Consider the following 26258-nt stretch of genomic DNA (forward strand, 5'->3'; position numbering starts at 1 on the left):
GATACGCATGCCATTCCCCCGAAACGAACCCGCCGGTTCCGCCGGCCGGTGTCGCACGGGGCGGGGCATGGGCGAAAGCCCCGTCCGTCGCGCGGCTGCCACGCGAGGGCGCGATCACCGCACCGGCGAGACCATCAGCCGGATCGTCGGTGTCGGGTTGCCGGCGATCTGGAGCAGATGGCGCCCCTGTTCCAGCCGGAAGTCGACCATCTTGCGGATGCCCGAGCAGGCCGGGCCATGGGCATGGGCGATGGAGGGGAGCGCCTTGCCGTCCCGCACCACGTCCACCCACGCACCCGCGTCCAGCGCGACGCGGTAGATGCCGGCCGTCGGCACGTCGAACGCCGCGATGCCGCCGCGCGTCTGCGCCGGCGCCGGCTTGGCGGGTGGCACCGGGTAGCGGACGGCGGCCTCCTGCAGGAACAGCCCGCGCGCCTCGCCGATCGGGATGGTCACGGCGGCCGCCGCGCTGGTGCCGGCGGTGGCGAACGGCGGAAAGCCGGTCTTGCGCGCCCACGCCTCCATGCCGGCGGGCGGCGGCGCAGGTACGGCCGGGCACGGCGCGTCCGCCGCTTGCGCGGCCGGCGCGGCGAGGGCGAGGCAGCCCGCAATCACAAGACGCCGCATCTCGAACACTCCCGCCGTTGCGGCCTCCTCCATAGACCCGCCATGTCCGGTGGCGCCACCCCGCTCAGCCGACGACGAACGGCTCCAGCACCTGCGCCACGCGCAGCGCGGGCGGGATGCGCTCCACGCCGATGCGCCGGTCGAACTCCTCGTGCATCCAGTAGATGCGGCGTTCCTGGTAGCAGAGCTTCATGCCGGTGAACGCGCCCGATTCCAGCGATCGCTGGATGCCGGCGAGAAACTGGAAGTCCTCCATCTGGATCTTGTCGTAATTCTCCAGGAAGGTCTGCCAATATTCCGAGTTCTCGGCGGTCTCCGCCTCGTCGCCGGCGCCGACGAAGATCAGCTCGCACTCGCACACGCCCTTGGAGACGGGCCAGAAGGAGATGAACGGGAACCCCGCCGAATCGAATGGGCTCACCATGTTCGGGAAGAGGCCGTAGGCGAGGTTGTTCTCGCGGAACACGCCCGGCACGGTCGGTATGTCGTAGGGCTCGGCATCGGTGCCCCAGGTGCCGCCCTTGGTGTTGAACCGCTTGGGCAGCGCCATGCGCGTGTGGCCACCGGCCAGCAGCGAGATGGCCGTGCCCTTGGCGTCCAGCAGCATCGCCACCGTCTGCGGATGGATCGCCTTCACGTGGTACGCTTCCAGGAACGCGTCCAGCGCGGCCTTCCAGTTGCATTCGATGCGGTAGGTCAGCCGTCCCTTGATCCGCAGGTCGGCCATCTGCAGCGGCGCCAGATCCTCGCTCAGCACGCCAAGATCCTCGCGCAGCGGCCGCGCGGCCGGGTCCAGGTTGATGAACACCCAGCCGTCCCACGTATCGCAGCGCACCGGCAGCAGGCTGCGCTCGGCCTTGTCGAGGTCGCCGAAATCATGCTCCTCGGGCACGCGCACCAGCCGGCCCTTCAGATCGTAGCACCATGCGTGATAGCGGCAGACCAGCAGATTGCCCTTGCCGTCGCCCGCCACGATCGGCGCGCCGCGATGCCGGCAGGCATTGTGCATCGCGTTGATCGTGCCGTCCGCCGCGCGCGCGATGATGATCGAGAGGCCCAGCCGCTCGAACAGCTTATACTGACCGGGCTTCGCGATCTCGTCGGCGCGGATCGCGCAGAGCCAGCTCTTCTTCCACAGATGCTCGATCTCCAGCGCGTAGAAGGCATCGTCGGTGTAGCGGCCGCCGGGTATCTCCGGCAGCGCGGGAAAGCCCTCGGGATAGTGATCGCGCCCCAGTTCGTAGCGAACCTGCTCGCTGATGCGCTCTGCGACCGCCGGCTTCATCTTGCACGCTCCCGCCATGCGCCCCGCGGCGCCTCGATCGCCAGCATGTGCCCGCTATCGTCGGCGGTCAATCGAGATTGCACGATCGTGCATCTATGAGAAAGGTCAGGCCAGCAGCGCGCCAAGCCGCCGCCCCTCGGCGCGGCCAGCCGTGGTGCCGAAGGCGAGCGCCAGCACGATCAGGTTGCGCTTCATCGCCTGCGCCAACTCGGCCACGTCGATGCGGCCGGCCGCCCAGTCGCTGGTCAGCGCCCACTGCGCGTTGGCGAAGCTGCGCATCACCTCCTCCCGCCCCAGCAGCGCCAGCTGGCGACGGTCCGCCTCGGCCGATCGCAGCCAGCCCTTCAGGATCAGCAGCGGCATCGCCCGCAGCGAGTCGACGATCCGGGGGCTGGTGCGGGCGGAGAAATACATCTGCGCGCCGGTGATCGCCCAGCCGCGCACGCGCACGATCTCGGCGACGACGGTGTCGATCATCGCCAGCGATTCAGCCAGCGACCGGCTCTCCGCCAGCTCCGCCGCCGGATCGCCGAACAGCGAGCGATAGTGCGTCGCCACCGCCTGCGCGACCACCCCGTCGCGATCGGTGAAGGCGTTGTAGATCGTCCGCACCGCCACGCCGGCCCGCTCGCCCAGTTCCGCCAGGCTGAAGCCGTCGCCGCCGCGCTCCGCGATCATCTCCCACGCGCAGGCCAGGATGCGCTCCCGCCGCGCCTCGAAGGTGCGCGCATAGGGCCGGCGGGGGGCGGCCGCCACCAGCCGCAGGGCGGGCGGGATCGTCATGCCGCGGGCGGCGTGGTGGTGCGCGCGGGGCAGGCCACCTTGGCGAACGGATCGACGACGAACGGGTTGCTGCCGCCGAAGGTGCGCACGCGGAAGTCGAAGCGGGCGCCCCCCTGCGTCAGGCTGCCCGCGCCGGTGATCGGCGTGCCGGTCGTCTTCACCGCCGCCGCCTTCATCATGCGGAACACCGCCCAGGTGCCGGGCCAGGTCCGCACCTCCGGCGCGGTGCTGCCCTCGATCGCGAACTCCACGTTGGCGCCGCCCGCGCCCGGCCAGTCGAAGGTGGCGGGCACAGCGGCCTTGCCGTCGAAGCTCAGCGTCTGCCCGTCGACCCGCAGGATCACGGACTTGGCGCCCGCCAGCGCCACCGGCTCGATCTGGTAGACGAGCCGCGGCGCCTGCGGATCGGCGGCGAAGAAGGCGCGGGTCACGCCCTGCGCCGCCTGAAAGGCGTTCACGTCCGCCTGCGCCACGCCGATCTCGGACGCGTTCGGCAGCGCCACCCACTCCGGCTTGCTGGTGTCGACATAGCCGTTCAGATCCTGCGAGACGAACTTGGCGAACGATCCCTGCGGGCCGAAGAAGCGGGCGAAGTCGGCCACGCCGATCTCCGTCTGCGCGGCCGGCTGCAGCGGAAAGGATCGCGCCAGCACCTGCTTGCACGCCTCGCCGAAATTGGCGCTCAGCGCCGCCCCCACCTGCGCGGTCCGTGCGCCGCCTAAGGCGACGGAGGCGTCGCTCGCCACCGATTTTACCCAGATGCCGGCGGGAGCGGGCATGGTCGCGCCGCTCTGGTCCAGCTGGGCCACCAGCGCGCGCACCTCCAGGCTCGCGGCCGATCCCTGGCCCTCGGCGCCGCCGCCCGGCAGCACGGAGACGACGTTCAGCTTGTCGGCCAGCTGGCCCATCGCCGTCAGCACGCCGTCGATCGGCGCGGCCGTGCCCGGGGCGGGCGCGCCGCCGCCCGGCTGCATCCCCACGAACATGCGCAGCGGCAGGAAGGCGCGCTCCACGTTCACGCGCGGATCGTCCACCGTCGGCCCGGCGGTCACGCCCGCCGCGCCCAGCAGCTTGCCGGCCAGACCGCCGGGGGCGGCGGGCGCCGGCCCCTTGCGGCTCATGTCCGTCGCCACGGCGATCGCCCGCATCAGCGGCGGCAGCGGCGACAGCGGACCGCTGCCATCGCGCAGGCGCTGGATGTTCTCCGCCAGCGAGGCGACCGGCTTCGGCTGCATGCCGGCGAAATAAGCGCGCCACCGCGTCAGGAACTCGTCGAAGTACAGCCGCTCCAGGTCGCGCTTCAGCGCGCCCATGTCGGCCGGGCTCATCGCCGCCTGGCCGCCGGTATCGCCGACGACCCATTTTTCCTCCTTCAGCAGCGCCGGGCCGCTGGCCAGGATCGGCAGGAAGGTCTTGTCGTAGCCGGCTCGGGTGAACAGGCCGGGCACGCCGGCGCCGGGCGCGAAGGCGCCCCCGGGGGCGAAGAACACCTCCGGCTGCGGCCCGGCATTGTCGCGCGCGCTCCACATCGCGCCGCCCTTGGCGATCGCCTCGCTCTTCAGGCGGCCATACACCCGCACCGCCGCCGGCTGCGCGCGGATCACGCCGCGCGCCTGCTCGATCCGCGCCGCATCCACCGCCACCGGCTGGAAGCTGCCAGCCAGCAACGCCTGCGTGTGCCGCGCGACATTGCCCGCCTGCACCTCGGCATCGCTCTCGCCGGATCGGCCGATCCACGCTGGCTGCACCCAAGACAGCAGGTGCTCCGCCGTCAGCGGCCCGCGCCCGCCGAGCACGAGATAGCTCTTGAGATCGTCGTACAGTGCCGCCGGCGCCGCCTGATCGGCCGCCATGCGATCCTCGGCGAGCTTGGCGAGCATCGGCGTGAGCCGGCGGTTCAGGTCGCGGCCGTAGATCGCCCGCAGCTCGCCCTCCAGCCGGCCGCCTTGCCCAAGGCCAAGGCCGAAGTCGCTCGCCTTGCCCATGGCGGCGGTGGCGTTGCCCAGTACGTCCAGCGCGGCGAGATCCTCCGGCGGCGTCGCACTGCCGCCGCGCGCGGTGCCGGCGGCCTCCGCATAGGCCGAGTTCGTCGCATAGACGCTGTTGATCAGCGCGCGGTTGCGGGCATAGCCCCAGCCCCACAGCCCGATCGCCGCCACCAGCGCGGCCACGCCCGCCGCCAGCCCGCCGACATAGGCCGTCCGCTGCCGCTTGCCTGCCGCGAGGTTGCGCCCGGCCAGCCCCTGCTCGGGAAAGATCAGGTCCGAGAACAGCCGCTTCAGGAAGTAGCTGCGCCCCTTGCCTACCGCGTGTGCCGCGGCGGTGGCGGGCACGCCCACCGTCATCAGGATGCGGTCCACCGGATTGCCGGTCTGCGTGCCGGAGGTGAGATAGATGCCGCGCACCCGCGCCGCGCCCTCGAACCGCGTCTTCTGGCCAAGCGCCGCGAGCAGATCGGCGATCGGCTTGCGCAGCGAGGCGAGCTGCGCCGGAAAGGCCGCGATCTGCCCCCGCAGCGGCAGCTGCGCCTCGTTCTGCATGCGATCGACGACCCGGCCGGACACGCTCGTGACGAGACCGTCGAAGCCTTCCAGCACGGCGGCGTCGCCGCTGCCGCTGCCGGGCGCCGTCGATCCGAACACCTGATCGGACTCTGCATCGGTGTTGCGGGCGAAATATTCGCGGAAGCCGGCCAGCAGATCGGCCTTGGTGATCAGCAGGTAGACGGGCAGATCCTGCCCCAGGGTGGTCGCGATCTCGCTCAGCCGCGCGCGGATATGCTCGGCATGCCCCGCCATCTTCGCGCGATCGGCGAAGTCGGGCGCGGGGATGGCGACGAGCACGCCGTTCAGCGGCTGCAACGGCCGATGCCGCTTCAGCAGATCGAGGAAGCCGCGCCACCCTTCCGCATCCTGCGATCCGGCCTCCTGCGTCACGTAGCGGCCGGCGGTATCGATCAGCACCGCCTCGTCGGTGAACCACCAGTCGCAATTGGGCGTGTTCGGCTGGCCGCGCAGCGCGCGATACTCGCCGGCCACCGCCGTGGGGAAGCCCAGGCCGGAGTTCAGCAGCGCCGTCGTCTTGCCCGCGCCGGATGGGCCGATGATCGCGTACCAGGGCAGCTGGTAGAGATAGGCGCCGCGCTTGCCGACCTTGGTGGCGCGCAGCATGCCCAGCGCCTCGCTCAGCTTCGCCTCCAGCTCCGGCCGGTCGCCGGCGGGCGGCGGTGCCAGCGCATCGACGAGCTGCGCGTTCTTCCTCGCCGCCTGCCGCCTGCCCCACCACCAGAAGAAGCCGACCAGCACCACCGGCAGCAGCGCGAAGAACAGAGTGACCGGCCACCAGCCGAGCGGCATCCACCCGCCGATCGCGATCAGCGGACCGACGAACCAGATCAGCAGCCCCAGCACCAGCGCGCCGAGGACGCGCCAGAACCAGCGGTTCGCGGCGAGGGATTTCAGGCTGGTCATCGTTTCGCCCCCGCGATCCCGTCGTCCCAGCGAAGGCTGGGATCCATGTCTCTCACCACAAACGCTGCCGCCTGCCGCGACGGAGATAGACTCCAGCCTGCGCTGGAGCGACGAGGAGATCGGCCCGTCACTGCCACGCCACGTCGTTGGCGACGTGTATCTCCACGCGCCGGTTCTGCCGCCGCCCGTCGGGCGAGGCGTTGTCGCCGATCGGCTGCGCGTCGCCGAGGCCGCTCGTGCTGATCCGCGACGAGTCCGCCAGCCCGGCGCCGCCCAGCTTGGCGCCCACCGCCCGCGCCCGCGCGACCGACAGATCGAGGTTGGAGGGGAATTGCAGCGAGCGGATCTGCTGGTTGTCGGTATGGCCTTCGATGCGGATCGGCCCCTTCGTCAGGTTCGCCGCCTGCGCCAGCCGGCCGAACGTGTCGCTCCAGGCGGAGGCGGGCTCGGCCTGCGCGCTCTCGAACAGGCCCTGGTTCACCAGCCGCAGCACGATCTCCTGCCCCTCGCGGAGGACCGCCAGCCGGCCGGAGGCGACATCGGGCGCCAGGATGCTGCTGATCCGGTCGAACGTCGCCGTCTTCGTCTCGGGCGTGGGCGGCGGCGACACGATCTGCGCGGTGCCGACCGTCTGGTTCAGCGCCGCGACGGCCGCGCTCGACTGGCTGCTCAGGCGGAACAGCAGGGCCGAGAAGATCACCAGCGCGATCAGGCCGAGCCCGGCCAGGATCGCCCAGAGCGGCACCTTCGGCTCGAACGCGCCGGCCGCCGCCGTCGTGCCGCGCCACTGCGGCGAGAGTTCGGCCGCCGGCGCCGGGTTCACCCCGCCGATCGCCGCCGCCAGCCGCGCCCGTCGCTGTTGCAGCAGCGAGGCGCCGCGCGGATCCACCGCCATCCGCCCTTCGAACCCCAGCGACAGACACTGGTAAAGCAGCTCCATCAGGCGCGGCTCGCGCTTCGGATCCTGCTCCATCCGCTCGGCGAACTCGAACAGCCGCTCGCCGCCCTGCACGTCGTTATGGTAGGCGGCCAGCAGGCTGTGCTGCGACCACGGGCTGTTGGCGCCCCACGGCGTCGACATCACCGCATCGTCCATGAACGCGCAGAGGATGTAGTGGGCGAGCTGCACCGTCTTGGGGTCGAGCCCCAGCGCTTGCGCGCGCGGGCGGAAGGCATCCAGCTCGCGGATCACCAGCTGGCGCAGCTGCGGCAGGTCCGGCCCGATCGGCATCGCCCGCAGCCGGCTCGCCAGGTGGATCAGCCGGCCGGCGGCGGCGACCAGCGGTTCCGGGCCGTACAGATCGGGCTCGGCATCGGCGAAGTCGATCCGCGCCGGGCCACCGCTGGCGGCGGCGGGAGGAGGCGGCGCCGCCGCGTAGGCCTGGCTCTGCGCGGGCGGCGGCGGGAAACCCGGCGGCGCGCGGCCGGGCGAGATCACCGTCCGCTCGGCCTCCGCCGGCGTGCCCGGCGGCGGCCCGCCGGCGGGCGGAAAGCCGCCGGTCGCGGCGCCGGCGGCACGGCCCGGGCGGATGATCGTCCGCTCGGTCGGCGGCTTGGGATTGCCGGGCTCGTCGCTCATTGCTGACCCCTGATGGCCCACATCTCGAGATCGAGATTGGGAATGTCGCCTGCGATATGCAGCGCCACCGCGCCCGAGGTGCGCACCGCCTGCCACTGTTCGTGGCGCGTGTTGATGCTGAAATACACGGAATTGGCGCGGAACGGTATCTGCCGCGGCTCGGCAGGCAGCGGGTGGATGTCGATGCCCGGCAGCTGCCGCATCACCAGATCGCGGATATGCTCGACCGAGCCGAGCTTGGCGCGGCGCGGCAGGTTGGCGCGCAGCGTCTCCGTATCCACCGCCGCCCGCGCCTGCAGCACGAAGGAGGCGCCGGTGAACAGCGAGCGATCGCTGATCTGGCCCACGCGGATGCCGTAGGCGCGCATCTCCAGCGGGATCGCGACGGCATTCTGCTCGAACACCACGTTCAGCGATCGGCGCAGCTCGCCCATCACCATGTCGAAGCACAGCCGCAGGTCGCGGTGGGAGTAGACCGGCGCGAAGGTGGGCCGGTTATCGCTTGCCGTCATCGTCGCCAGCTCGGCGGAGAGCATCGCCAGCGCGCCGTAGAAGTCGGCGGGGTGTACGGTCGGCAGCCCGGCGAGGTGCTTCACCATCGCCTCCGCGCGGTTCACCACCAGCAGCATCATGAAGTCGGTCGTGTCGGCGATGCCCTTCGCCCCCGGCGTGCCGAGCCGCCCGGCGATGGCCTCGCCGCGCTGGTGCAGCAGGCCCTCCAGTTCGGAGAGGAAGCCGGTCAGCGTCGGGCTCGCCGCCGTCGCCAGCACGGTGGGGATGAAGCCATCGTCCAGCACCACGGAATCGTCGGCCCGCCGCTCCACCACGCGGGCGAGCGGGATGGTCGCATAGCCGTCCAGCCCCTCGCCCTCGTGGCGCAGCGACAATTGCAGCCGGCCGACGTTCAGCGGCACGCGCGAGGCGGCGCCGTAGACCGAGTCGGCCGCCTCGAACTCGTGGCTGAGGAAGCGCGTCTCGGCCCGTGCCGCCGCGTCCAGCGCAACGTCTGCGGTGCCGGCGCGGGCGGCCGGCACGCAGAGGTGGATCGTCGCGTCGCGCAGGTCGCGCGTCACCTCCAGCGGCAGCGGCGCGGAGGTCTCGTCCGGCACGCGGAAAGGCGTGCCGTCGTCGAACACGCCGGCGCAGCGGGTGAGCGCGATCTTGCCGGTCTTCAGCAGCCCCTCGTCGATCCGCAGCGCGGCGATGCCCCAGCCGTGGGAGACGAGCGGCGCCACCCGCGCTTCCAGCTGGGCCGTGGCGAACCGCTCATATTGCTGGAAATGCTGCGGCCGCAGGAACATGCCCTCGGACCAGACCGGCTTGTTCTCCCAGGTCACTCCACCCCCGCTTTCATGCCCCCGCGCGGCGTTACTTGGCGCTCTTCAGAAAAGCCTCATAGCCTTCGCGAAACGCCACGCTCATGACACTGTTGACGTTGGATGCCGCATCCAGCCGCAACGCATCGAATACCGTCTGATACACCGTCCATGGATTGACGCCACGGCCGAACGGCAGGGCTTTTCGCTCGCCGGCCGCCTTCTTCATGATCCGCTCGATCTCGGCGGGGGCCAGCCGCTCGAACACGGCGGTCAGCGCGTGCTGCACGCCCGCCAGCATCGCCAGCTGGTGCTTCTTCACATCCTCGAAGGCGGTGCGCACCGCCTCGTCCGCGGGCATGAAGCCGGGCAGCGGATCGCCGAGCAGCAGCTTGGCCGATTCCAGCGCCGGCAGATGCTTCAGCGGATTGTTGCGGCCGAAGCTCAGCTGCGTCCGCTCGACGCGGAACTCGTCCTTGAAGGCGGCGCGATCCTGGATCAGGTCGGACAGGCCGAGCACCACCTGGCGATAGAGCGTGCCGAGCCGGCGCATCGCCTCCGGCGAGCCGCGCATGTCCTCCGGCGCCAGCCCGGCGCCCTCGCAGAACGCCGCCCAGTCGCCCGCGTCGGTGGCCGCGCCGGCCCGCGGCACGGCAGGCGGAGGCGACGGCGCAATCGACGCGTCGGCGGGCAGGTCGGTCGCGGTGGCGGGCACGAAATCGGCGAACGGATCGATCGTGGGCGCCGGCATCCCGTCGGCGAACGGATCGGCCGGCAGGTCGGCGAAGATGTCCGCGGCAGGCCGCGGCGCGCCGAGATCGAACGGATCGTGCGCGGTCTTCGCCTCCGCCGGCGCGAAGGGATCGGCGCGCACCGCGTCGAACGCCGGCTCCGGCACGCCGGGGGTCGGGGCGAACGGATCGTGCAGCGGATCGGCGAAGGGGTTGCTCCCGCCCGGAGGTGCGAACGGATCGTGCGGCGGCCGGGCGAACACATCCGCCACCGGCGGCGGCGCGAAGCCGGCGAACGGATCGGGCGGCGGCGCACCCCGGCCCGATGGCGGCTGGGCGAACGGATCGGGCGCGAACGGATCGGGCGCGAACGGATCGGCCCGTACCGCCGGCGACGGCATGGCGAACGGATTTGGCGTGCGCGCACCCGCCCCGCCGCCCGGCGCCGCCCAGTCCTCCGGTATGCTGAACGCGTCCGCCACCGGCGCCATCGGCGCGAGGATGGGCTTGCTGAACGCATCCGACATCGGCCCCGCCCACGGATCGGACGCGCCGAAGGAAGGGCCGGGCACGGGCGCGAGGAAATCGTGCATCGCGCTGCCGAGGAACTCGTGCACCTCCTGGCTCGGCGCGCCGACGCCCCAGATCGGATCGGCGCTGCCGTCGAACCACATGTCCGGCTGGGTCAGCCCGCCGGAGGCGCCGGCGGGCAACGGCGGCGGGGGCGGTTGCAGAGAGACGCCGGCGCCCGCCCCCTCGGTCGCGATCTCGATCAGATAGTCGCCCAGCAGCAGCTTGTCGCGCACGCGGATCGGCACCGGCTGCTGCGGCACCACCCGCCCGCCGGCATGGTTCAGCGCCACGCCGTTGGTACTCATGTCGATCACGAACAGATCCAGCCCCACCGCCGCGATCGTGCAATGGTGGCGGGAGAGATGGCCTTCCGGGTCGGCGATCACCCAGTCGGCCTTGTCGGCGCTGCGGCCGACGCGCAGCTCGCCGCCGTCAACCTGTCGTCGGTCGATGTAGATGCCCGGCTGATCGACCTTGGAGAGCAGTAACGTCCACATGTCCTGCTCTCGTTCAGGCCGGCCCCGCCAGTCGCTCGCGCGCCGCCGCCTGCGCCTGGCGGCCGAGGCCACCGTGCATCAGGTCGGTGCCGATCGCAAGCAGGTCGCCATGGTCGATCCGCCGGGCGATCGCCGGGTGGTGGACGAGCAGGGTCAGCGCCGCCCGCGCGGCGACGCCGGCAAGGTGCGGCGCCGGCGCCACCGCCTGCTGCCCGCGCGGCGCCAGCGACGGCCCGCTCCAGAAGGCCGCCATCGCCGCCCAGCGCGCCGGCGCGCCGGCATCGCACGCCTCCGCCAGCGCGCCGGCCTGCTCGGCATCCTCGGGCGACTGGGTCTGCACCCACGTCTCGGCCGCCTCGATCGCCGCGCCGTCGGCCGGGCGGGCGGCGACATCGGGCAGCAGGCGGGCGCACAGGCAGGCCCACCACACCGCCTGCCGGCGCGGCAGCATCAGCGCCAGCGCCGCCGCCGCCTCCGGCGCGGGGAGAGCGGCCAGCACCTCGCGCGGGCCGGCGGCGCCCGCCACCACGGCGAGGCCCTCGGGCGAGAGGTCGGCCTGCTGCTGCAGCTCCTGCCGCTGGAAGCGCAGCGGGATGGTCTGGCCGGCGCTTGCCATCAGTTGATCATCACCACGCCGCCCTTGATGATCATCATCGCATCGGCATTGTGCTGCGCCATCGGCGCCTTGGTCTCCAGCATCGCGCCGGCTTCCACCTTCACCGTGGCGGTGCCCTTGATCTCGATCTGGGGCGAGGTGATGACGATCTTGTCCATCGTCATCTTGATGCTGGACGGGCCGACCTTCAGCTCGATCTCCTTCATCGATTCCAGCAGGCTCTTCTGCGTCACCTTCACCGTGCGGGTCTTCTGGATGGCGGTGTCCTGCACGCCGGTGATCTTCACCGTGCGATCATTCTCCACGTTCAGCTTCTGGTCGTGCTTCACCGTCTCGGTCTGGTCGTTTTCCACGATCAGGGTCTGGTCGTGCTTGATCGTGCCCCAGTCGTCATTCCTGATCATCCGCCGATAGTCGCGATCGGTGGTCAGCTGGATCTCCTCGGCGCCCGGCTTGTCCTCGAACAGGAATTCCTGGACGATGCCGCCATTCTTGTCGGTCACCGATCGCCAGCCGGTCTGCGTGGCCTTGGCGGCGGGATCGAACGGGTATTTCTGCGCCGGATTGTACATCGTGCCGGAGACGAACGGCAGGTCCGGATCGCCGTAGAGGAAGTCGATCACCACGCGCGAGCCGATGCGCGGGAAGAACTGCGCGCCGTGCGTGCCCGCCGCCCACTGCTGCTGCACCGGCAGCCACACGATCTTCGGCAGCTTGCCCGCATAGTCGCGCGCCGACACGATCGAGACGGGGATGCGCGACTGGTCGTCGATCTTCGCCTCGCCCTCGGCGGCGCCCTCCGCCTTCACCACGCCCAGCACCGGCCCGGGCGCGCGCCGGCGGGTGAGCGGCACCGGCGGGCGGAACGGCAGCTTGGCGTCCATCGCGGTGAAGTCGTTGCGGTAGAGCGCCTGCCCCGCCTCCCCCAGCATCCACGGATCGTAGGCCGAGTGGGTGACGGAGGTGAGCACCACGTCCTTCGCAGTACCGCCGCCCTCCCACTCGGTCATGATGCGGCCGCCGGCGAAGAAGGCCGGATTGTCGCTCGTGCCGCTGATCGTCTCCGCCTCCTGCCCGTAGGCCCCGGCATGGGCGGTGGCGCGCCCGGTCACGTCGCCCTGCACGGCCGCCTCGCCTGCCATATGCTCGTAGCTGTGGGTGTAGATCTTGCCCCACGCCGATGCGCCGGGCGCGTTGGCCGTCCACGGCGTGTCCAGCTTGTTGACGTCGAAGGCGTGCACGTCGCTCTGCCCCGGCCAGGCGCGGCGGGTGTGGGCCAGCGTCTTCAGCGTGCTGCCATCGGTGCCGGGGCGGAAGGTCGCCTCGTCGCCGCCGGGCACGTCGACATAGGCGCTGGCGCTGTTGCCCAGGTGCATCTTGTGGTGGAACGGCCCGGCGCCCTTGTCCCACGTGAAATAATAGAAGATCGCATCCTGCGCGAGCAGGCGGGAGAGGAAGTCATATTCCGTCTCGTCGTAGCGCGTCACATAGCCGCGCTTGGGCGGCGTGCCGCTGAGCCCCTTGTCGACGACCAGGCCCGGCACGTCCGCCGTCACCGCGTCGAAGATCGCGCCCGCATCCATGTCCTGGATGAAGTGGGTCGCGCGCGCATAGGCGGTCGCGTGATAGGCGGGGCGCACGCGCAGCTGGATGTGGTAGCCGGGCGTGCCGCTGGCGGGTCCGCCGCCGGCGTGGAACCGCGTCTCGTAGATCCGGCCGGCGAAGGTGCGCGTCTCGCCGTTCGTCAGCGCGACCGTCCACTCCACGAGCTGCCCGATCCACGCCGAGAGATCGGCCGGCGGCGCCAGGGCGATCACCTCCAGATGATGGTCGAACGTCTCGGAGATCGCCTCCCTGCCCTCGAAGCGCAGCAGCGAGTAATATTCGACATTCTCCTGGGCGAGGATGTCCAGATTGAGCAGATGCTCGCCCGCCATCGGGAAAGGAGCCGGTCAGGCCGCGCGCCGGCGCGAGGAGCCGGCGCGGGATCGCGCCCGGCCGGCCCCTTCGCCGAAGCCCGGCTCAGCCGACCTTGTTCTCGGCGAGATCGTAGGTGAGGCGCACGGGGCTGCTCGCCTGCTTGTCGTCGCGGCCGGAGAAGGAATAGACGAACTTCGCGAAGTTCAGCGAGATCGACTCCGTCGGGAAGTCGCCGCCCGAGGACTGGCTGTAGCCCGAGATGATGACGTCCTCGAGATCCAGCACCGCATAGGCGACCGACTCGCCCTTGATCGCGGCGGTGAACGAGATGGTGCCCTTGGCCACCGGCTCGCCCATCAGCAGCTGCTTGAACAGACCCTCGGACGACTTGTCGAGCTGCTTGGTCGCGGTGATCTCGGAGACGCTCGGCTCGCTGGTGGTGCGATCGCCGCCGCGCGCGCTGCCCACGCCGATGCCGGCGCCCCATTGGAAGCTCGAAAGCTCGATCTGCTCCTTGAACTTGCTGTCGGTGACGCTGCCCTTGATCGGGTCCAGCTTGAGATAAATCGCCATGGAAGTCTCCTCGCCTCAAGTCGCCGGCTGGCCCGATGCCATCGGTCGATCCGTCCATTCGCGGGGGCCGGGATGGCTGGCCCGCCTTCGCACCGGCCCTCAGGCCAGCTCGATCTCGTAATCCTCGGTTTGGCCGGCGCCCACAGTGATCCGGGTCACTTCGGTGCCGTCCGCCCGCAGAGAAAGCAGCCGCCCCGCCAGATCGGCGAGCAGGCCGCGCTTGAGGATGTTCTCGATATTGCGCGCGCCGCTCTCCACCTCGGTGCAGCGGGCGACGAGCTTGTCCAGCAGCGCATCGTCCCAGTCGAAGCTGGCGCCGTAGTTGGCGACGACGCGCTTCCGTATCCGCTCCAGGTTGATGACGACGATCTCGCGCAGGATCTCCGGCGGCAGCGGGAAGAACGGCACCGTCACCACACGGCCCAGGAAGGCCGGCTTGAAATACTCCATCAGGTCCGGCCGCAGCTCCGCCGCCAGCGCCTCGGGCTCGGGCAGTTCGGCCTTGCCGCGGCACAGTTCCTCGATCGTGTCGGTGCCGGCGTTGGACGTCATGATGATCAGCGTGTTCTTGAAATCGATGTCGCGGCCCTGCCCGTCGCGCAGCATGCCCTTGTCGAACACCTGGTAGAACACGTCCTGCACGCCGGGATGCGCCTTCTCCATCTCGTCCAGCAGGATCACCGAATAGGGCTTGCGGCGCACCGCCTCGGTCAGCACGCCGCCCTCGCCGTAGCCGACATAGCCGGGCGCCGCGCCGACCAGGGTGGAGACCTTATGCTCCTCCTTGAACTCGCTCATGTTGATCGTGGTGACGTTCTGCTCGCCGCCGTACAGCAGCTCGGCCAGCGCCAGCGCCGTCTCCGTCTTGCCGACGCCCGACGTGCCGCAGAACAGGAAGACGCCCAGCGGCTTGCGCGGATCGGCCAGGCCGGCGCGTGCTGTCCGCACCGTCTGGCCGATGATGTCCAGCGCGTACGGCTGGCCCTTGATGCGCTTGCCCAGCGCCTCGTTCACCCGCAGCACCGCGTGGATCTCGTCGGCCACCATGCTGCCGACGGGGATGCCGGTCCACCCGGCCAGCACCTCGGCCACCACGTTGCGATCGACGACGTCGTACACCATCGGCGTGCGGCCCTGCACCTCCGCCACCTTCGCCTGCGCCGCGCGCAGCGCCTCCTTCTTCTCCTCGAAGTCGGGCGAGTCGGCCGGCAGGCCGTCTATCTCGACGCGGGCGTCGGCCACGGCCTTCACCGCCTCGCGCTCCGCCATCCAGCGCTCGGCCGCGGTCGCGCGCTCGGCCTCGATCTCGGCCTTCCTCGCCGCGCGCTCGGCCAGCTTGTCGGCCACGTCCACGCCGGATCGGCCCTCCCGCTCCAGCATCGACACCTCGGAGGCGAGCAGGCCCAGCTGCCGGTCGAGATCCTCGACGGCGGGCGGCGTGGCCGCCTGGCTGATGCCGACGCGGGCGCACGCCGTGTCCAGCAGCGATATCGCCTTGTCCGGCAGCTGCCGCCCGGTGATGTAGCGGTGGGAGAGCTGCGACGCCGCCTCCAGCGCCTCGCCCAGGATACGCACCTTGTGGTGCTTCTCCAGCACCGGCACCAGCCCGCGCAGCATCGCGGTGGCCAGATCCTCGCTCGGCTCCTCCACCTTCACCACCTGGAAGCGGCGGGTGAGCGCGGGATCCTTCTCGAAGTATTTCTTATACTCGGCCCAGGTCGTCGCCGCCACGGTGCGCATCTCGCCGCGCGCCAGCGCCGGCTTCAGCAGGTTGGCGGCATCGTTCTGCCCTTCGGAGCCGCCGGCGCCGATCAGCGTGTGCGCCTCGTCGATGAACATGATGATCGGCGTGGCCGACGCTTTCACCTCGTCGATCACCGATTTCAGCCGGTTCTCGAACTCGCCCTTGATGCCCGCGCCCGCCTGCAGCAGGCCGAGATCGAGCGACAGCAGCCGCACGTTGCGCAACGCCTCCGGCACGTCGCCCTGCACGATGCGCAGCGCAAAGCCCTCGACCACCGCCGTCTTGCCGACGCCGGCCTCGCCCGTCAGGATCGGGTTGTTCTGCCGCCGCCGCGTGAGGATGTCGACGATCTGGCGGATCTCCGGATCGCGGCCGAAGATCGGGTCGATCTTGCCGTCCCGCGCCTGCTGGGTGAGGTCGATCGTGAACTTGTTGAGCGCCTCCTGTCCGCGCGCCGCCACCGGCGCGGCGCCGCCCGGTGCCGCGCCGCCGTCCTGCGCGGCGCCGGCCGCCGGCCCCGTCCTCGCCTCCTCCGATCCGGCGGCGATCTGCGTCATCGTCGTGCGCAGCGTCTCCACCGGCAGCTTGGCGAATTGCGGGCTCATCTCGCGCGTGGTGACGGCGAGATCGTCGTCGCCGATCAGCGCCAGCAGCAGGTGGCCCGATCGGATCTGGCCCGAATCGCCCTCCAGCGAGGCGCGCATCCAGCCCTCGCGGATCAGCTTGACGATCGCCGGCGCCAGCGCCGGCGCGCGGCCGTTACCCGTCTTGAAGCGATCGATCTGGCGGTTGATGTCCTGCCCCAGCCGGCCGGCATCCACCTCGAAATGGCTGAGGATCACCGAGATGTCCGACGTCTGCCGGTCGATCAGGCGCAGCAGCCAATGCTCCACCTCGACATTGTAGTTGGTGCGGGAGAGGGCGAGGCCGGCCGCGCTCTCCAGCGTCTGCCGGCATGTATCGTCGAGCTTGCCGACAAGGCTCTTCAAGTCGATCTGGGCCAACCCGCCGCTCCCCCTCGAACCGTCGAACGTCAAACGTCACGCGCTTGCAATAGTCGAGGGCGCGGGCCGCAGACACGGACGCGCCCTCGCCTCCGCGGAAGCGCATCATATCTTGCTGACCCACGCGTCCGGATAGCGGACGGCTTCCGGCTGCTTCGGTATCGAGCCTAGCGCAGCCACGGGGGCGCTTCAACGGCAATCTCCGCCGTCATGCGGCCAGACCGGGGCTCGCCGTCGCCACGCCGATCGGGATCGTGCAATCGGCCACGATCTCGTCCGATGGGCCGAGGCTGCCGAGCCAGCTGGTCCGCCCCAGGAAGGCCGGCGTCGCGGGCGCGCCCAGCCGCATCGGCGGCACCTCCCGCCGGGCGATGCGCAGCCGCACGACTGGCCGATGCTCGATCCCCGCGGCCAGATGGCACAGCTCCCGCACGATGCGCAGCTGCCGCCCGTCGCCGCAGAAATCGAGCAGGGCGGCGTAGCTCAGCGGCCCGATCTCCACCGCGAAATGATGCTGCACGTCCAGCACCGCCGCGCCGATCATCGCCGCGTCCGGCCCGTCCTCGCCGCCGCCCAGCCGCGCGAAGCGGGCGAAGCCGGGCGCGCCCAGCCGCGTCTGTTCCTCCGCCGGCACCGCCATCCACGTCGGCTCGGCCTCCACCACGCGCAGCGGGAGGCCCGTCACGTGCCGCAGGATGGTCTCCAGCGCGGCGGCGCTGCGGCGGATGTCGCCCAGCTGCGCCGCCAGCGGCACCAGCGCGCCGTCCTCCACCGGCAGCCGCGCCCGCATCGCCGGCGTCGGCAGCCCGGCGAAGGCGAGCAGCACGTCGCCGAGCGGATCGACCTTGCCCGCGTCCCGCTCGAAGCTCAGCAGCCAGTTATACTTGCGGAAGATGCGGTAGAAGAAGGAGAGCGTGCGGTGATCGAACAGGTTCAGGAAGCCCGCGAACGACCGGTCGCGGAGCCGCCGCCGCTGAAGCTGGATCTCGCTGTAATAAGGCGGCAGCGCCGGCGTGGCGCCCGCCAGGCCGAGCACGTTGGCCGTCACCCGCATCTGGCCCGCCTCGCCCGCCTCCACCTCGGCGAGATCGCCGGCAGGCAGCAGCATGCGATCGGACGCGACGAACCGCAGCGGCTCGTCCCCCGGCGGCGTATCCCCGCCGATGCCGACGTGGGAGGATCCGTCGGCGCGCGCCGCCTGCTCGATCTGCCGGGCCGCCTGCGGCAGGCTGGTGGCCGCGGCGCGGCGGCGCAGGCGATCGAGCAGGCCGCTCACACCAGTTCGCGATCGCCCACGCGCGGTTGCCAGCGCACCCACATGCCCGACTCCCGCCGCAGCCGCACGCCCACGCGGACGAAGCTGTTGAGCGCGCAGGCGCCCGCCAGAAACCGCTCGATCAGCGCGCACATCAGGAACGCGCCCGATCCGGAGAGGCGATCGTCCTCCACCTCCAGGGTCACGTCGATGCCGGCGCACATCGCGCTGTGGCCGCGCAGGCGCATGCGGGCGACGCCGGGCTCCGCCGTCACCCCCACCAGCCGCTCGCGCAGGTGGGTGCTCTCCGGCGTGTCGTTGAGGTCGTAGAGCGCCAGCATCTCGCGCAGCGCCTGCGCGCCCTGCGGCCCGCCGACCAGGCTCATCCGGTTGAGCGACAGCTGCCCGATCAGCCGCCACATCGCGGCGCGGCGGCGCGCCGGGCGGCGGGTGGGCGTGGGCTTGGTGAGGGCGGAGACCGCCGCCAGCCCCGGTATCTGCCCGGCCAGCGACACGATCGGCCGGCCGCCGCCGAACGGCAGGCGCGTCGGCAGGTCGCGGTTGGTGGCCAGCAGGCTCACGCTCGCCACCGTCGCGTCGTCGGCCAGCAGCCGGCCGTCCAGATCGGCGATCGAGAGGAACACGTCGTCGCCGCCGCCCGGCCCGAAGCTCGATCGGCGGGTGGTGGCGTGGAAGAAGTTGCCGAAGCGGCCGCTGCCGCGATCGACCGAGTAGAGCGGTGGCGCCACCCGCCGCTCGCCGGTGCGGTCCTGCAGCACCACCTCGCGCACGGAATGCACCTCCAGCGCATCCTCGCGACGGGCATCGGGCACGATGCGATATTCGATCCGCGTCTGGTCGATCTGGATCGGCTCGGCCTCCATCTCGAACAGGTTGAGCGCGGGGGCGGCGAACAGATCGAAATCGTCCGCCCGCACCGATCGCTCCAGCTCGGGCGAGATCTTGTCAAAGTAGAAGAACAGGTCGATCTCGCCGCCGCTCACCGTCAGCGTGCGCGCGGCTAGGCCGCTCACTTCCACGAACAGGTGCTTCTGCGGGTAGGAGAAATGCTCCTGCATCGCGGCAAAGGCGGTGGAGGCGACGTCGCCCTGCGGCAGCAGCAGCTCGTCGCGCCCCAGCCCCATCAGCCGCAGCGCGGACGGCGGCAGCAGCACGGCGCCGCGATCGTGCGGCCCGGTGCCGACACCAATGCCGAGCAGGTTGACGCCGAACTGCTCCAGCAGAATCTGCGCGCGCCGGGCATCGCTGCGGATGAACAGCCGCAGCGTGTCCAGGCCGATCGCGCCCAGCTCCACTTCCGGATTGGCCCCGGCCAGGCTCAGCCGCAGCACCCCCTTGGCGTTGGCGAGACCCAGCTGCGGCGCATCCAGCGGCAGCCCGCTTATGGCGGCGGCGGCGATGCGCAGCGGCTGGATCACCGTATCCCAGCACAGCCGGTAGCGGCACGGCTCGCCATTCACCGCCTCGGTCGTCACGATCGTGCCCTTGGGCACCAGCGCCGGCTTGTCGAGATCGGGCGAAGGCTCCAGCCGGGCGACGAAGAAGGAGGGCACGGGCTGGATCAGATGCGGATAGAGCGTCTGCAGCAGCGCATCGGAGAGTTCGGGAAACTCGTCGTCGATCTTGTGGCGCAGCCGCGCGTTCATGAAGGCCACTGCCTCCACCAGCCGGCCGACATGCGGATCCTCCACCGACTCGCGGGTCAGGCGCAGGCGCGAGGCGATCTTGGGGTGGGCATCGGCAAAGGCGCCGGCGGAATCCCGCAGGAAGCTCAGCTCGCGCTGATAATATTGGATCAAGTCGTCGATCATCGCGTGGCCGGCGCCGGTGCGGGCATCAGCGTGCCAGGTTCACGATGGCGCGATCGGTCGGTCGCAGGCGCGCATCGTAGATCACCGGCTCCTCCACCTGATCCACCAGCATGGCGGCGGTGATGCGGAAACGGATGCCGGTGGAGGTCGGCCCGCCGGCGTCCAGCTCCACCTCGACGCGGCTCAGCCGCGTCTCGTAGGTGCGGATGCAGGTGGCGATCATCCGGCGGATCCGCTCGCGCACCGCCGGCGTGCCGAAATCCTCGGTGCTGAGATCGGGCAGGCCGAAGCCGATCACGCTGTCCGCCAGGCCCGGCATCCGCCCCAGCCACGGCGAGAAGGGGCGGCGCCCGTTCAGCAAGCCCTCCAGATCGCGCCGCAGCCCCTGCTTCAGCCGGCGCAGCGCAGCATCCTCGTCGTCCGGCACCTCGAAGCGCTCGTCCGGCGCGTCGTCCAGCAGCCGGTCGAGAGCGGAGAGCAGCGGGCCGGACATCAGGCCGCCACCTCGCGCCCGATCGCCGTCACCAGCCGGAATTCGGAGGCGATCTGGTCCAGCTGGTAGTGCGGCCGGATCGCCACCTCGCAGGTATAGGTGCCGGGTTTGCCGGGCACCTCCTCCACCTGCACCGCCGCCTGGCGGAGGGGATATCGCACGCGCATCTCCGGGCTCGCATCCTCGTTGCCGGTCACGTAGGTGTTGAGCCAGGATTGCAGCAGGCGCTGGCACTCATTGGCATCGGTGTACTTGCCCACCCAGTCGCGCGCCATCACCTTGATGTAGTGGGCGAAGCGGCACACGCACATGATGTAGTTGAGCATCGCGCTCATCTTCGCGTTCATCCGCGCCGCCTCGTTGTCATAGTCGGGCGGGCGGTGCAGCGTCGGCAGGTTGAGGAAGGCGACGGCGCCGGTCAGGTGCAGCTGGCGCAGGCAGATCAGGCCGGAGGCGTTCAGCGCCATCTCCTGCTCCTCCGATATCGCATTCTCGGTCGCGAAGCGGGCGACCACGCCGCGCCGGTCGCTCGGCAGGAACAGGCGGGTGGGCGCGGAGACCACGCCGCCCTCGTCCTCGCTCAGCGCGCCGCGGATGTTGGCCGGCCAGCGATGCACCCGCATCGCCCGCGCCGCCACCTGGGCGAGGCCGAACGCGCCCGACGCCCAAAGCAGGTCGCGCGCCTCCGCCACGTGCTCGTCATAGACGAAGCCCAGGCGGGGGAAGCTGCGGCCGATATATGGCTGGCGCATCAGCAGGCGCGGCAGCACGGCGGCGACGAAGCGGCAGTCCGGCTGGGCGCGCAGCCGCTCGAACCGGGCATGTTCCGGGCCGGTCAGCGCGCCGGAAATGTCCTGTCGCAGATCGATGCCGTCATAGCCGTCTAGCGCGATCATGCGCGGATCGACGCCGAGCACGATCGGGCAGAAGGCCGCCGCCGCCACCTCCGCCAGGCTGGAGACGGCGGCAATGTCGTCCACCTTCTCGCGCCCGCTCGGCCGGTGCCACAGCGCGTGATCCACCACCAGCATGCCGAACGGCTCGCCGCCGGGCGTGCCGAACTCGCCGCTGTAGATCTTCTCGAACAGGATGTTCTGGTCGAAGGCGACGGCACGCTCCATGTCGCGCGCCAGCTCGTGCCAGCGGACGTCGAGGATGCGGACCTTCACGATCGCGTCGGCGGTGGACTCCACCAGCCACCAGGCGCCGCGCCACAGCGCCTCCATCCGCTGGAAGCCCGGATGGTGCAGCACGGCGTCCAGCTGGCGCCCGATCAGCGCATCGATGCCGACGATCAGGCGGTTCGCCCGCGCCCGCACGGCGGCGGGGTCGCCACCGACACGGGGCAGCCGCTCGTCGCCGGCGGGCGGCGCCTCCCGCGATTGGGCGGGTGGGACGGGCGCGTCGCCAAGGGGCTGCGCGCCCGCCGCCAGCCCCGGATCGGCCAGATCGGTCATGCCGTGCCTGGCCTGCCCGCCCTCAGCCTTCCTTCGCCGGGATGCGTGCGACCAGCCGCATCGAGGTCGTCAGTTCCTCGAACTGCAGCCACGGCCGCAGATGGGCAACGGCGGTGTAGGAGCCCGGCGCCCCCGGCACCTCCTTCACCTCCACCTTCGCCTCGCGCAGCGGGAATTTGGCGCGTGCCTCTTGGCCCGCGCCCTCGGACGCGTTGACATAGTTGCTGATCCAGCGGTTCAGCCACTTCTCGGTGTCGCTCGCCTCCATGAAGGAGCCGATCTTGTCGCGCGCCATCACCTTCAGATAATGGGCGAAGCGGCTCGTCGCCATCAGATACGGCAGGCGCGCGGAGATCGCCGCATTGGCGGTCGCCTCGGGCCGGTCGTACTTCTTCGGCTTCTGCGTGGATTGCGCGCCGAAGAACACCGAGTAATCGGTATTCTTATAGTGGCAGAGCGGCAGGAAGCCGAGGTCGGAGAGCTCCTTCTCGCGCCGGTCGGTGATGCCGATCTCGGTCGGGCACTTGCTGTCGAGATCGCCGTCGTCGGAATGGAAGACGTGGGTCGGCAGGTTCGTCACCTTGCCGCCGCCCTCGGCGCCGCGGATGGCCGTGCACCAGCCATGTTGCGCATGAGCGTCGGTCAGGCGGGCGCCCAGCGCGTAGGCCGCGTTCATCCAGCAATAATCGTCGTGCACCATCGGCTTCGCGTTGCCATACTCGTCGCGCGGGCCTTCCTCATAGTCGAACCCGTCGACCGGCTTGGTGTCCTTGCCGTAGGGCAGGCGCGCCAGCACCTTGGGCATCACCAGGGTGACGAAGCGCGAATCCTCCGTCTGGCGGAACGCGTTCCACTTCATGTAGTCGGCCGTCTCGAACAGCTGCTTCATGTCCATCGGGTTGGACAATTCGGTGAAGCTGTCCATGCCGAACACCTGCGCGCCCGCAGCCGAGATGAACGGGCAGAAGCCGGCCGCCGCCACGCTGGAGATGTTGCTCAGCAGCTCCACGTCCGTCGGGCTCTTCGAGAAGTAATAGTCGCCGATCAGGGCGCCGAACGGCGCACCGCCGGCGGTGCCGAACTGCTCCTCGTAGATCTTCTTGTAGATGTTGCTCTGGTCGAAGTCGGTCGCCTTCTCCAGGTCGCTGGCCAGTTCCTTCTTGGTGATGTTCAGCACCTGCACCTTCAGGCCCTCGCCGATCTCGCTGTTCTTCACGAGATAGTTGAGGCCGCGCCAGCTGCCTTCCAGCGCCTTGAACTTCTCGGCGTGCATCACCGCCGCCAGCTGCTCGCTGATCTGCGCGTCGATCTTGGCGATCGCCTCGCGCAGCGTCACCGTCATGTTCTTCTGGAACTGCACGGTGCCGCTCATCGCCTCGTTGGCGAGGGTGCGCATCAGCTCTTCCACGCGGCTGGGTTCGGTCTGCTTGGTCGCGCCGATCGCCTGGTCGAGCAGGCTTGCCTCTCCTTCCAGAACCGTCGTCTGGGCGCCGCCCTGTGCCTCGGTCTCGGCCATTTTCACTTACTCCTTGGAACCGGACTTGTCGCCGAGCTGGCTAGAAAGGCTCGCCAGCGATGCGTCGTCCTTCAGGATCTTCTCCAGCAGGCCCTCCAGCTCCTCGGAGCCGTCCGCCTTGGCCATCAGGTCGCGCAGCTGGTTGCGCGTCTCCATCAGCTTGCGCAGCGGCTCGATCTGCTCGACGACGCGCTCCGGCTCGAAATCGTCCATCGAGCGGAACTTGAGGTTCACCTCGAACTCCTTGCCGTTCTTCTCGATGGTGTTCTCCACCTTCAGCTTCAGGCCGGGCTCGATGCGCGCCATCACCTGATCGAACTTGTCCTTCTTCAGGTCGACGAACTTGCGCTCCTTCAGCGCGCGCTTGGCGATGGCCGAGTCGCCGGAGAAGTCGCCCATCACGCCGACGACGAACGGAAGCTCCTTCACCTCCTGCGCGCCCTCGGTCTCCACGTCGTAGGTGATGTGAACGCGGGGCTTACGCACGCGCTTCAGCTTGTCATGCACCGAGTCTGCCATGTCCCACCCTCCACTTCGCGCTTCATGCGCATGATGCCATGCTAGAACGGAAAGATGCCGCCGCCTATTCCTCTTCGCCCGTTTCTTCGGCGGGCGGCTTGATCCCCGATCTCCAGTAGAACGTCTCGCGCGTATCACTGTCCGGGATCAGTTCCTCCAGCAGTTTGGAGAAGCTCATCCGCGCCCGCCGGTCGATATCGCGCAGGGACGGGCCCATCGGCGACAGCGGCTCGATACGCTCGAAATACTCGGCCGCGGCGGCCACGGCGCGCAGCGCGTCGGCGCGGTTGTCGATCCGGCCGAGCACCATCGGTCCGCCCGCCCTGGCCTGGCCGGGGGCGGCCTCGGCGACGCCGGCCTCGCCTTGCTCAAGCGCCTCGGGCAGCGCGTCCTCGGGCACGAACTTCAGCAGCGACTCGAGCCACTCGCGCATGCCGCGCAGCTCGTCCGTCACCTTGGAGGTGGCGGGGAAGCGCGGCTTGGTGCGCTCCGCGATGAAGTTGGTGCCGCGCCGCCACCCCGCCTCGGCCGAGGCGAGCGCGGCGATCGCCCCCTTCAGCGATCGCGCGGAGAGCTTGCGCGCAACCCCCTCGATCTCGGTCAGCGCGGCCTCCGCCTCCTGCAGCAGAGGGGCGCGCAGCTGATCGGTCTTGGCGTTCTGCGCGGTGGCGAACTGGGTGTTGGCGACGTAGCGGTCGAGGTAGCGCAGCTCCCCGGTCGAGGGATCGCCGGCCAGCACCATGCGCCTGAGCGGCATGATGAGCGTGCCGTCCTTGTCGCTGCCGCCGCCGCTCAGGCCGGAGAGCGGCTGGAAGCGCGCCTCCACCCCCTCGTCCTCGTCCTCGGGCGGGTACAGCCCCTCGTCCCAGAAGGCCTCGATCAGGTCGGCCAGTACGTTGATCGCCCGGTCCAGCCCGTCGATCCCGTCCAGCCGGGCGCTGGCCTCCACCACCATCGCCATCGGCTCCAGATCCTTGCCGATGGTGACGAGATGGGCGATCGCGGCGTCCGCGATCATCGGCCAGCTCCAATTGTCGCCGTCGCCGGGGTCCTCGCCCATCGCCGCGCGCTGCTCGGCGCGGAAGATCTGCTTGCGCTGGCTGCGCAGCTCGCGAAAGTCGTCGCCGGGGCCGCCCTCGTCGGCGCGGCCGTCCGCCCCGGCGCCGCCATCGATCGGCGCAAGTATTCCCGAAGCGATGTCTTCGCCGACGAGCAATTCGATCCCCGATCCCGCTGTGCCTTCATGCATAAGCGGGCGCCTTCCCCCGGGGAACGATTCTTTTTGGCGGCCCGCCCGCTTTTGCCTAAGGTCCGCGTCTGGCCCGGCCGACGTGCCGATGGGGGAGAGTCGCATGGGCATGCCGGCGTCGCGGATCACCGACATGCACGTCTGCCCGATGGTCACGGGCGTGGTGCCGCATGTCGGCGGGCCGATCTCCGGCCCGTGCGCGCCGACCGTGCTGATCGGCAAGCTGCCGGCCGCCCGGGTCAGCGACATGTGCGTCTGCGTCGGCCCGCCGGACGTGATCGCCAAGGGCAGCATGACCGTGCTGACCCAGAAGATGCCGCAGGCGCGCATCGGCGATCTCACGGTGCATGGCGGCAACATCATCCTCGGCATGCCCACCGTCCTCGTCGGGGGCTGAGGCGCATGGCGCTGCGATACGCGGTCGGCGCGCGGACCCATGTCGGTCTCGTCCGCAAGGTGAATGAGGACAGCATCCTGTGCCACCCGGCCGGCGGCCTGTGGGCCGTGGCGGACGGCATGGGCGGCCACGCCAACGGCCAGTGGGCGGCGATGGAGGTGACGGCGGGCCTCGCCGCCACCGGCCTCTCCGCCGGCGCCTCGATCGACTCCGATTGCGAGCGGCTGGCCGATGCGCTGGCCGACGCGAACGATCGCATCGTCGCCACCGCCGCCGGCGCCGGCGCCACCATGGGCGCCACGATCGTCGCGCTGCGCATCGTCGGCGATCGCTTCGCCTGCCTGTGGGCGGGGGACAGCCGCGTCTATCGCCTGCGCGGGGCGGCGCTGCGCCAGATCACCCGCGATCACAGCCAGGTGGGCGAACTCGTCGAGGCCGGCATATTGACGCCGGAGCAGGCAGAGAAGCATCCGCTCGCCAACGTCATCACCCGCGCGGTCGGCGTGGCGACGGACCTCGCGCTCGACGTGGTCGAGGATCGCGTGCTGGCCGGCGACGCCTTCCTGTTGTGCAGCGACGGCCTCACCCGCTGCGTGGCCGACGCGCGCATCGCCGCCCTCGCCGCCGCCGGCACCGCCGACGCCGCCTGCCAGGCGCTGCTCGACGCCTGCCTGGCGGAAGGCGCGCCCGACAATGTCAGCCTCATCCTCGTGCGGTGCGAAGCGGCGGAGTGACGCGCGACACCGCCCGCCTTTTGACTTGCCCCTATGCGGGGCCTATCCTTGCGGTATGCCGCGATCACTCTGTTGCCGGGATCTTGAC

Annotated in this window: 20 protein-coding genes; 2 read left to right on the forward strand and 18 right to left on the reverse strand. The window is 70.5% G+C overall.

The features are described from left to right. Window positions 1–114 precede the first annotated feature (114 nt). From GNT64_RS06425 to GNT64_RS06510, 18 genes are all read right to left on the reverse strand, one after another. Complete coding sequence (locus GNT64_RS06425) at window positions 115–627, reverse strand: homogentisate 1,2-dioxygenase (RefSeq protein WP_156678749.1); 513 nt, start codon at window positions 625–627, stop codon at window positions 115–117. Window positions 628–691: 64 nt separating this feature from the next. Beyond that, window positions 692–1912 carry an aromatic ring-hydroxylating oxygenase subunit alpha gene (locus GNT64_RS06430; RefSeq protein WP_197277298.1) on the reverse strand — a complete coding sequence of 407 codons (1221 nt, stop codon included), beginning with the start codon at window positions 1910–1912 and terminating at the stop codon, window positions 692–694. A gap of 105 nt (window positions 1913–2017) precedes the next feature. Further along, window positions 2018–2695 carry a TetR/AcrR family transcriptional regulator gene (locus tag GNT64_RS06435; protein WP_156678751.1) on the reverse strand — a complete coding sequence of 226 codons (678 nt, stop codon included), beginning with the start codon at window positions 2693–2695 and terminating at the stop codon, window positions 2018–2020. After that, window positions 2692–6165 carry a type VI secretion system membrane subunit TssM gene (gene tssM / locus GNT64_RS06440; RefSeq protein ID WP_156678752.1) on the reverse strand — a complete coding sequence of 1158 codons (3474 nt, stop codon included), beginning with the start codon at window positions 6163–6165 and terminating at the stop codon, window positions 2692–2694. Before tssM ends, GNT64_RS06435 begins: the two co-directional genes overlap by 4 nt. Before the next feature lie 127 nt (window positions 6166–6292). After that, window positions 6293–7744, reverse strand: a complete 1452-nt coding sequence (gene icmH / locus GNT64_RS22165; RefSeq protein ID WP_156678753.1) for a type IVB secretion system protein IcmH/DotU — start codon at window positions 7742–7744, stop codon at window positions 6293–6295. Beyond that, complete coding sequence (gene tssK / locus GNT64_RS06450) at window positions 7741–9081, reverse strand: type VI secretion system baseplate subunit TssK (protein ID WP_156678754.1); 1341 nt, start codon at window positions 9079–9081, stop codon at window positions 7741–7743. Before tssK ends, icmH begins: the two co-directional genes overlap by 4 nt. 31 nt (window positions 9082–9112) lie before the next feature. Next, window positions 9113–10861: a type VI secretion system-associated FHA domain protein TagH gene (gene tagH, locus GNT64_RS06455; protein WP_156678755.1), complete on the reverse strand. Its 1749-nt coding sequence runs from the start codon at window positions 10859–10861 to the stop codon at window positions 9113–9115. 13 nt (window positions 10862–10874) lie between these two features. Beyond that, window positions 10875–11477: a DUF6931 family protein gene (locus GNT64_RS06460; protein ID WP_156678756.1), complete on the reverse strand. Its 603-nt coding sequence runs from the start codon at window positions 11475–11477 to the stop codon at window positions 10875–10877. Next, window positions 11477–13414, reverse strand: coding sequence for a type VI secretion system Vgr family protein (locus GNT64_RS06465; protein WP_156678757.1), 1938 nt, complete (start codon window positions 13412–13414; stop codon window positions 11477–11479). Before GNT64_RS06465 ends, GNT64_RS06460 begins: the two co-directional genes overlap by 1 nt. 85 nt (window positions 13415–13499) lie before the next feature. Continuing rightward, window positions 13500–13970, reverse strand: a complete 471-nt coding sequence (locus tag GNT64_RS06470; RefSeq protein ID WP_156678758.1) for an Hcp family type VI secretion system effector — start codon at window positions 13968–13970, stop codon at window positions 13500–13502. Window positions 13971–14069: 99 nt separating this feature from the next. Further along, on the reverse strand, window positions 14070–16718 hold the full coding sequence (gene tssH / locus GNT64_RS06475; RefSeq protein ID WP_156678759.1) for a type VI secretion system ATPase TssH: 2649 nt from the start codon (window positions 16716–16718) through the stop codon (window positions 14070–14072). Between the two features lie 208 nt (window positions 16719–16926). Beyond that, window positions 16927–17994 carry a type VI secretion system baseplate subunit TssG gene (tssG, locus tag GNT64_RS06480; RefSeq protein ID WP_197277299.1) on the reverse strand — a complete coding sequence of 356 codons (1068 nt, stop codon included), beginning with the start codon at window positions 17992–17994 and terminating at the stop codon, window positions 16927–16929. After that, a complete protein-coding gene (gene tssF / locus GNT64_RS06485; RefSeq protein ID WP_156678761.1) occupies window positions 17991–19805 on the reverse strand; it encodes a type VI secretion system baseplate subunit TssF in 1815 nt (604 codons plus the stop codon). Before tssF ends, tssG begins: the two co-directional genes overlap by 4 nt. A gap of 25 nt (window positions 19806–19830) precedes the next feature. After that, entirely contained in the window at window positions 19831–20298 is a 468-nt protein-coding gene (tssE, locus tag GNT64_RS06490) for a type VI secretion system baseplate subunit TssE (protein WP_156678762.1), read from the reverse strand. Beyond that, complete coding sequence (gene tssC / locus GNT64_RS06495) at window positions 20298–21755, reverse strand: type VI secretion system contractile sheath large subunit (protein WP_156678763.1); 1458 nt, start codon at window positions 21753–21755, stop codon at window positions 20298–20300. Before tssC (GNT64_RS06495) ends, tssE begins: the two co-directional genes overlap by 1 nt. 22 nt (window positions 21756–21777) lie before the next feature. Beyond that, a complete protein-coding gene (tssC, locus tag GNT64_RS06500) occupies window positions 21778–23271 on the reverse strand; it encodes a type VI secretion system contractile sheath large subunit (protein ID WP_156678764.1) in 1494 nt (497 codons plus the stop codon). A 6-nt stretch (window positions 23272–23277) separates the two neighbouring features. Beyond that, on the reverse strand, window positions 23278–23790 hold the full coding sequence (gene tssB / locus GNT64_RS06505) for a type VI secretion system contractile sheath small subunit (protein ID WP_156678765.1): 513 nt from the start codon (window positions 23788–23790) through the stop codon (window positions 23278–23280). A gap of 64 nt (window positions 23791–23854) precedes the next feature. Further along, window positions 23855–25039, reverse strand: a complete 1185-nt coding sequence (locus GNT64_RS06510; protein WP_197277300.1) for a type VI secretion system protein TssA — start codon at window positions 25037–25039, stop codon at window positions 23855–23857. 103 nt (window positions 25040–25142) lie between these two features. Here GNT64_RS06510 and GNT64_RS06515 point away from each other — a divergent pair, with 103 nt between their 5' ends. Both GNT64_RS06515 and GNT64_RS06520 read left to right on the forward strand, forming a co-directional pair. Beyond that, window positions 25143–25436, forward strand: a complete 294-nt coding sequence (locus GNT64_RS06515; protein ID WP_156678767.1) for a PAAR domain-containing protein — start codon at window positions 25143–25145, stop codon at window positions 25434–25436. Window positions 25437–25441: 5 nt separating this feature from the next. Next, the gene (locus GNT64_RS06520; RefSeq protein ID WP_156678768.1) at window positions 25442–26170 is read left to right on the forward strand and encodes a PP2C family protein-serine/threonine phosphatase; all 729 of its coding nucleotides are present in this window, start codon (window positions 25442–25444) and stop codon (window positions 26168–26170) included. Window positions 26171–26258 lie beyond the last annotated feature (88 nt).

This window comes from Sphingomonas profundi, from assembly GCF_009739515.1.
GTDB classification, from domain to species: Bacteria; Pseudomonadota; Alphaproteobacteria; order Sphingomonadales; family Sphingomonadaceae; genus Alterirhizorhabdus; species Alterirhizorhabdus profundi.

Coding starts and splice junctions, on each gene's coding strand:
- GNT64_RS06515 (WP_156678767.1), top strand. CDS start 25,143: ATGGGCATGCCGGCGTCGCGGATCACCGACATGCACGTCTGCCCGATG.
- GNT64_RS06430 (WP_197277298.1), bottom strand. CDS start 1,912: ATGAAGCCGGCGGTCGCAGAGCGCATCAGCGAGCAGGTTCGCTACGAA.
- GNT64_RS06470 (WP_156678758.1), bottom strand. CDS start 13,970: ATGGCGATTTATCTCAAGCTGGACCCGATCAAGGGCAGCGTCACCGAC.
- GNT64_RS06465 (WP_156678757.1), bottom strand. CDS start 13,414: ATGGCGGGCGAGCATCTGCTCAATCTGGACATCCTCGCCCAGGAGAAT.
- tssC (WP_156678764.1), bottom strand. CDS start 23,271: ATGGCCGAGACCGAGGCACAGGGCGGCGCCCAGACGACGGTTCTGGAA.
- GNT64_RS06510 (WP_197277300.1), bottom strand. CDS start 25,039: ATGCATGAAGGCACAGCGGGATCGGGGATCGAATTGCTCGTCGGCGAA.
- tagH (WP_156678755.1), bottom strand. CDS start 10,861: ATGTGGACGTTACTGCTCTCCAAGGTCGATCAGCCGGGCATCTACATC.
- tssC (WP_156678763.1), bottom strand. CDS start 21,755: ATGACCGATCTGGCCGATCCGGGGCTGGCGGCGGGCGCGCAGCCCCTT.
- GNT64_RS06435 (WP_156678751.1), bottom strand. CDS start 2,695: ATGACGATCCCGCCCGCCCTGCGGCTGGTGGCGGCCGCCCCCCGCCGG.
- tssE (WP_156678762.1), bottom strand. CDS start 20,298: ATGTCCGGCCCGCTGCTCTCCGCTCTCGACCGGCTGCTGGACGACGCG.
- tssB (WP_156678765.1), bottom strand. CDS start 23,790: ATGGCAGACTCGGTGCATGACAAGCTGAAGCGCGTGCGTAAGCCCCGC.
- tssM (WP_156678752.1), bottom strand. CDS start 6,165: ATGACCAGCCTGAAATCCCTCGCCGCGAACCGCTGGTTCTGGCGCGTC.
- tssF (WP_156678761.1), bottom strand. CDS start 19,805: ATGATCGACGACTTGATCCAATATTATCAGCGCGAGCTGAGCTTCCTG.
- GNT64_RS06520 (WP_156678768.1), top strand. CDS start 25,442: ATGGCGCTGCGATACGCGGTCGGCGCGCGGACCCATGTCGGTCTCGTC.
- icmH (WP_156678753.1), bottom strand. CDS start 7,744: ATGAGCGACGAGCCCGGCAATCCCAAGCCGCCGACCGAGCGGACGATC.
- GNT64_RS06425 (WP_156678749.1), bottom strand. CDS start 627: ATGCGGCGTCTTGTGATTGCGGGCTGCCTCGCCCTCGCCGCGCCGGCC.
- GNT64_RS06460 (WP_156678756.1), bottom strand. CDS start 11,477: ATGGCAAGCGCCGGCCAGACCATCCCGCTGCGCTTCCAGCGGCAGGAG.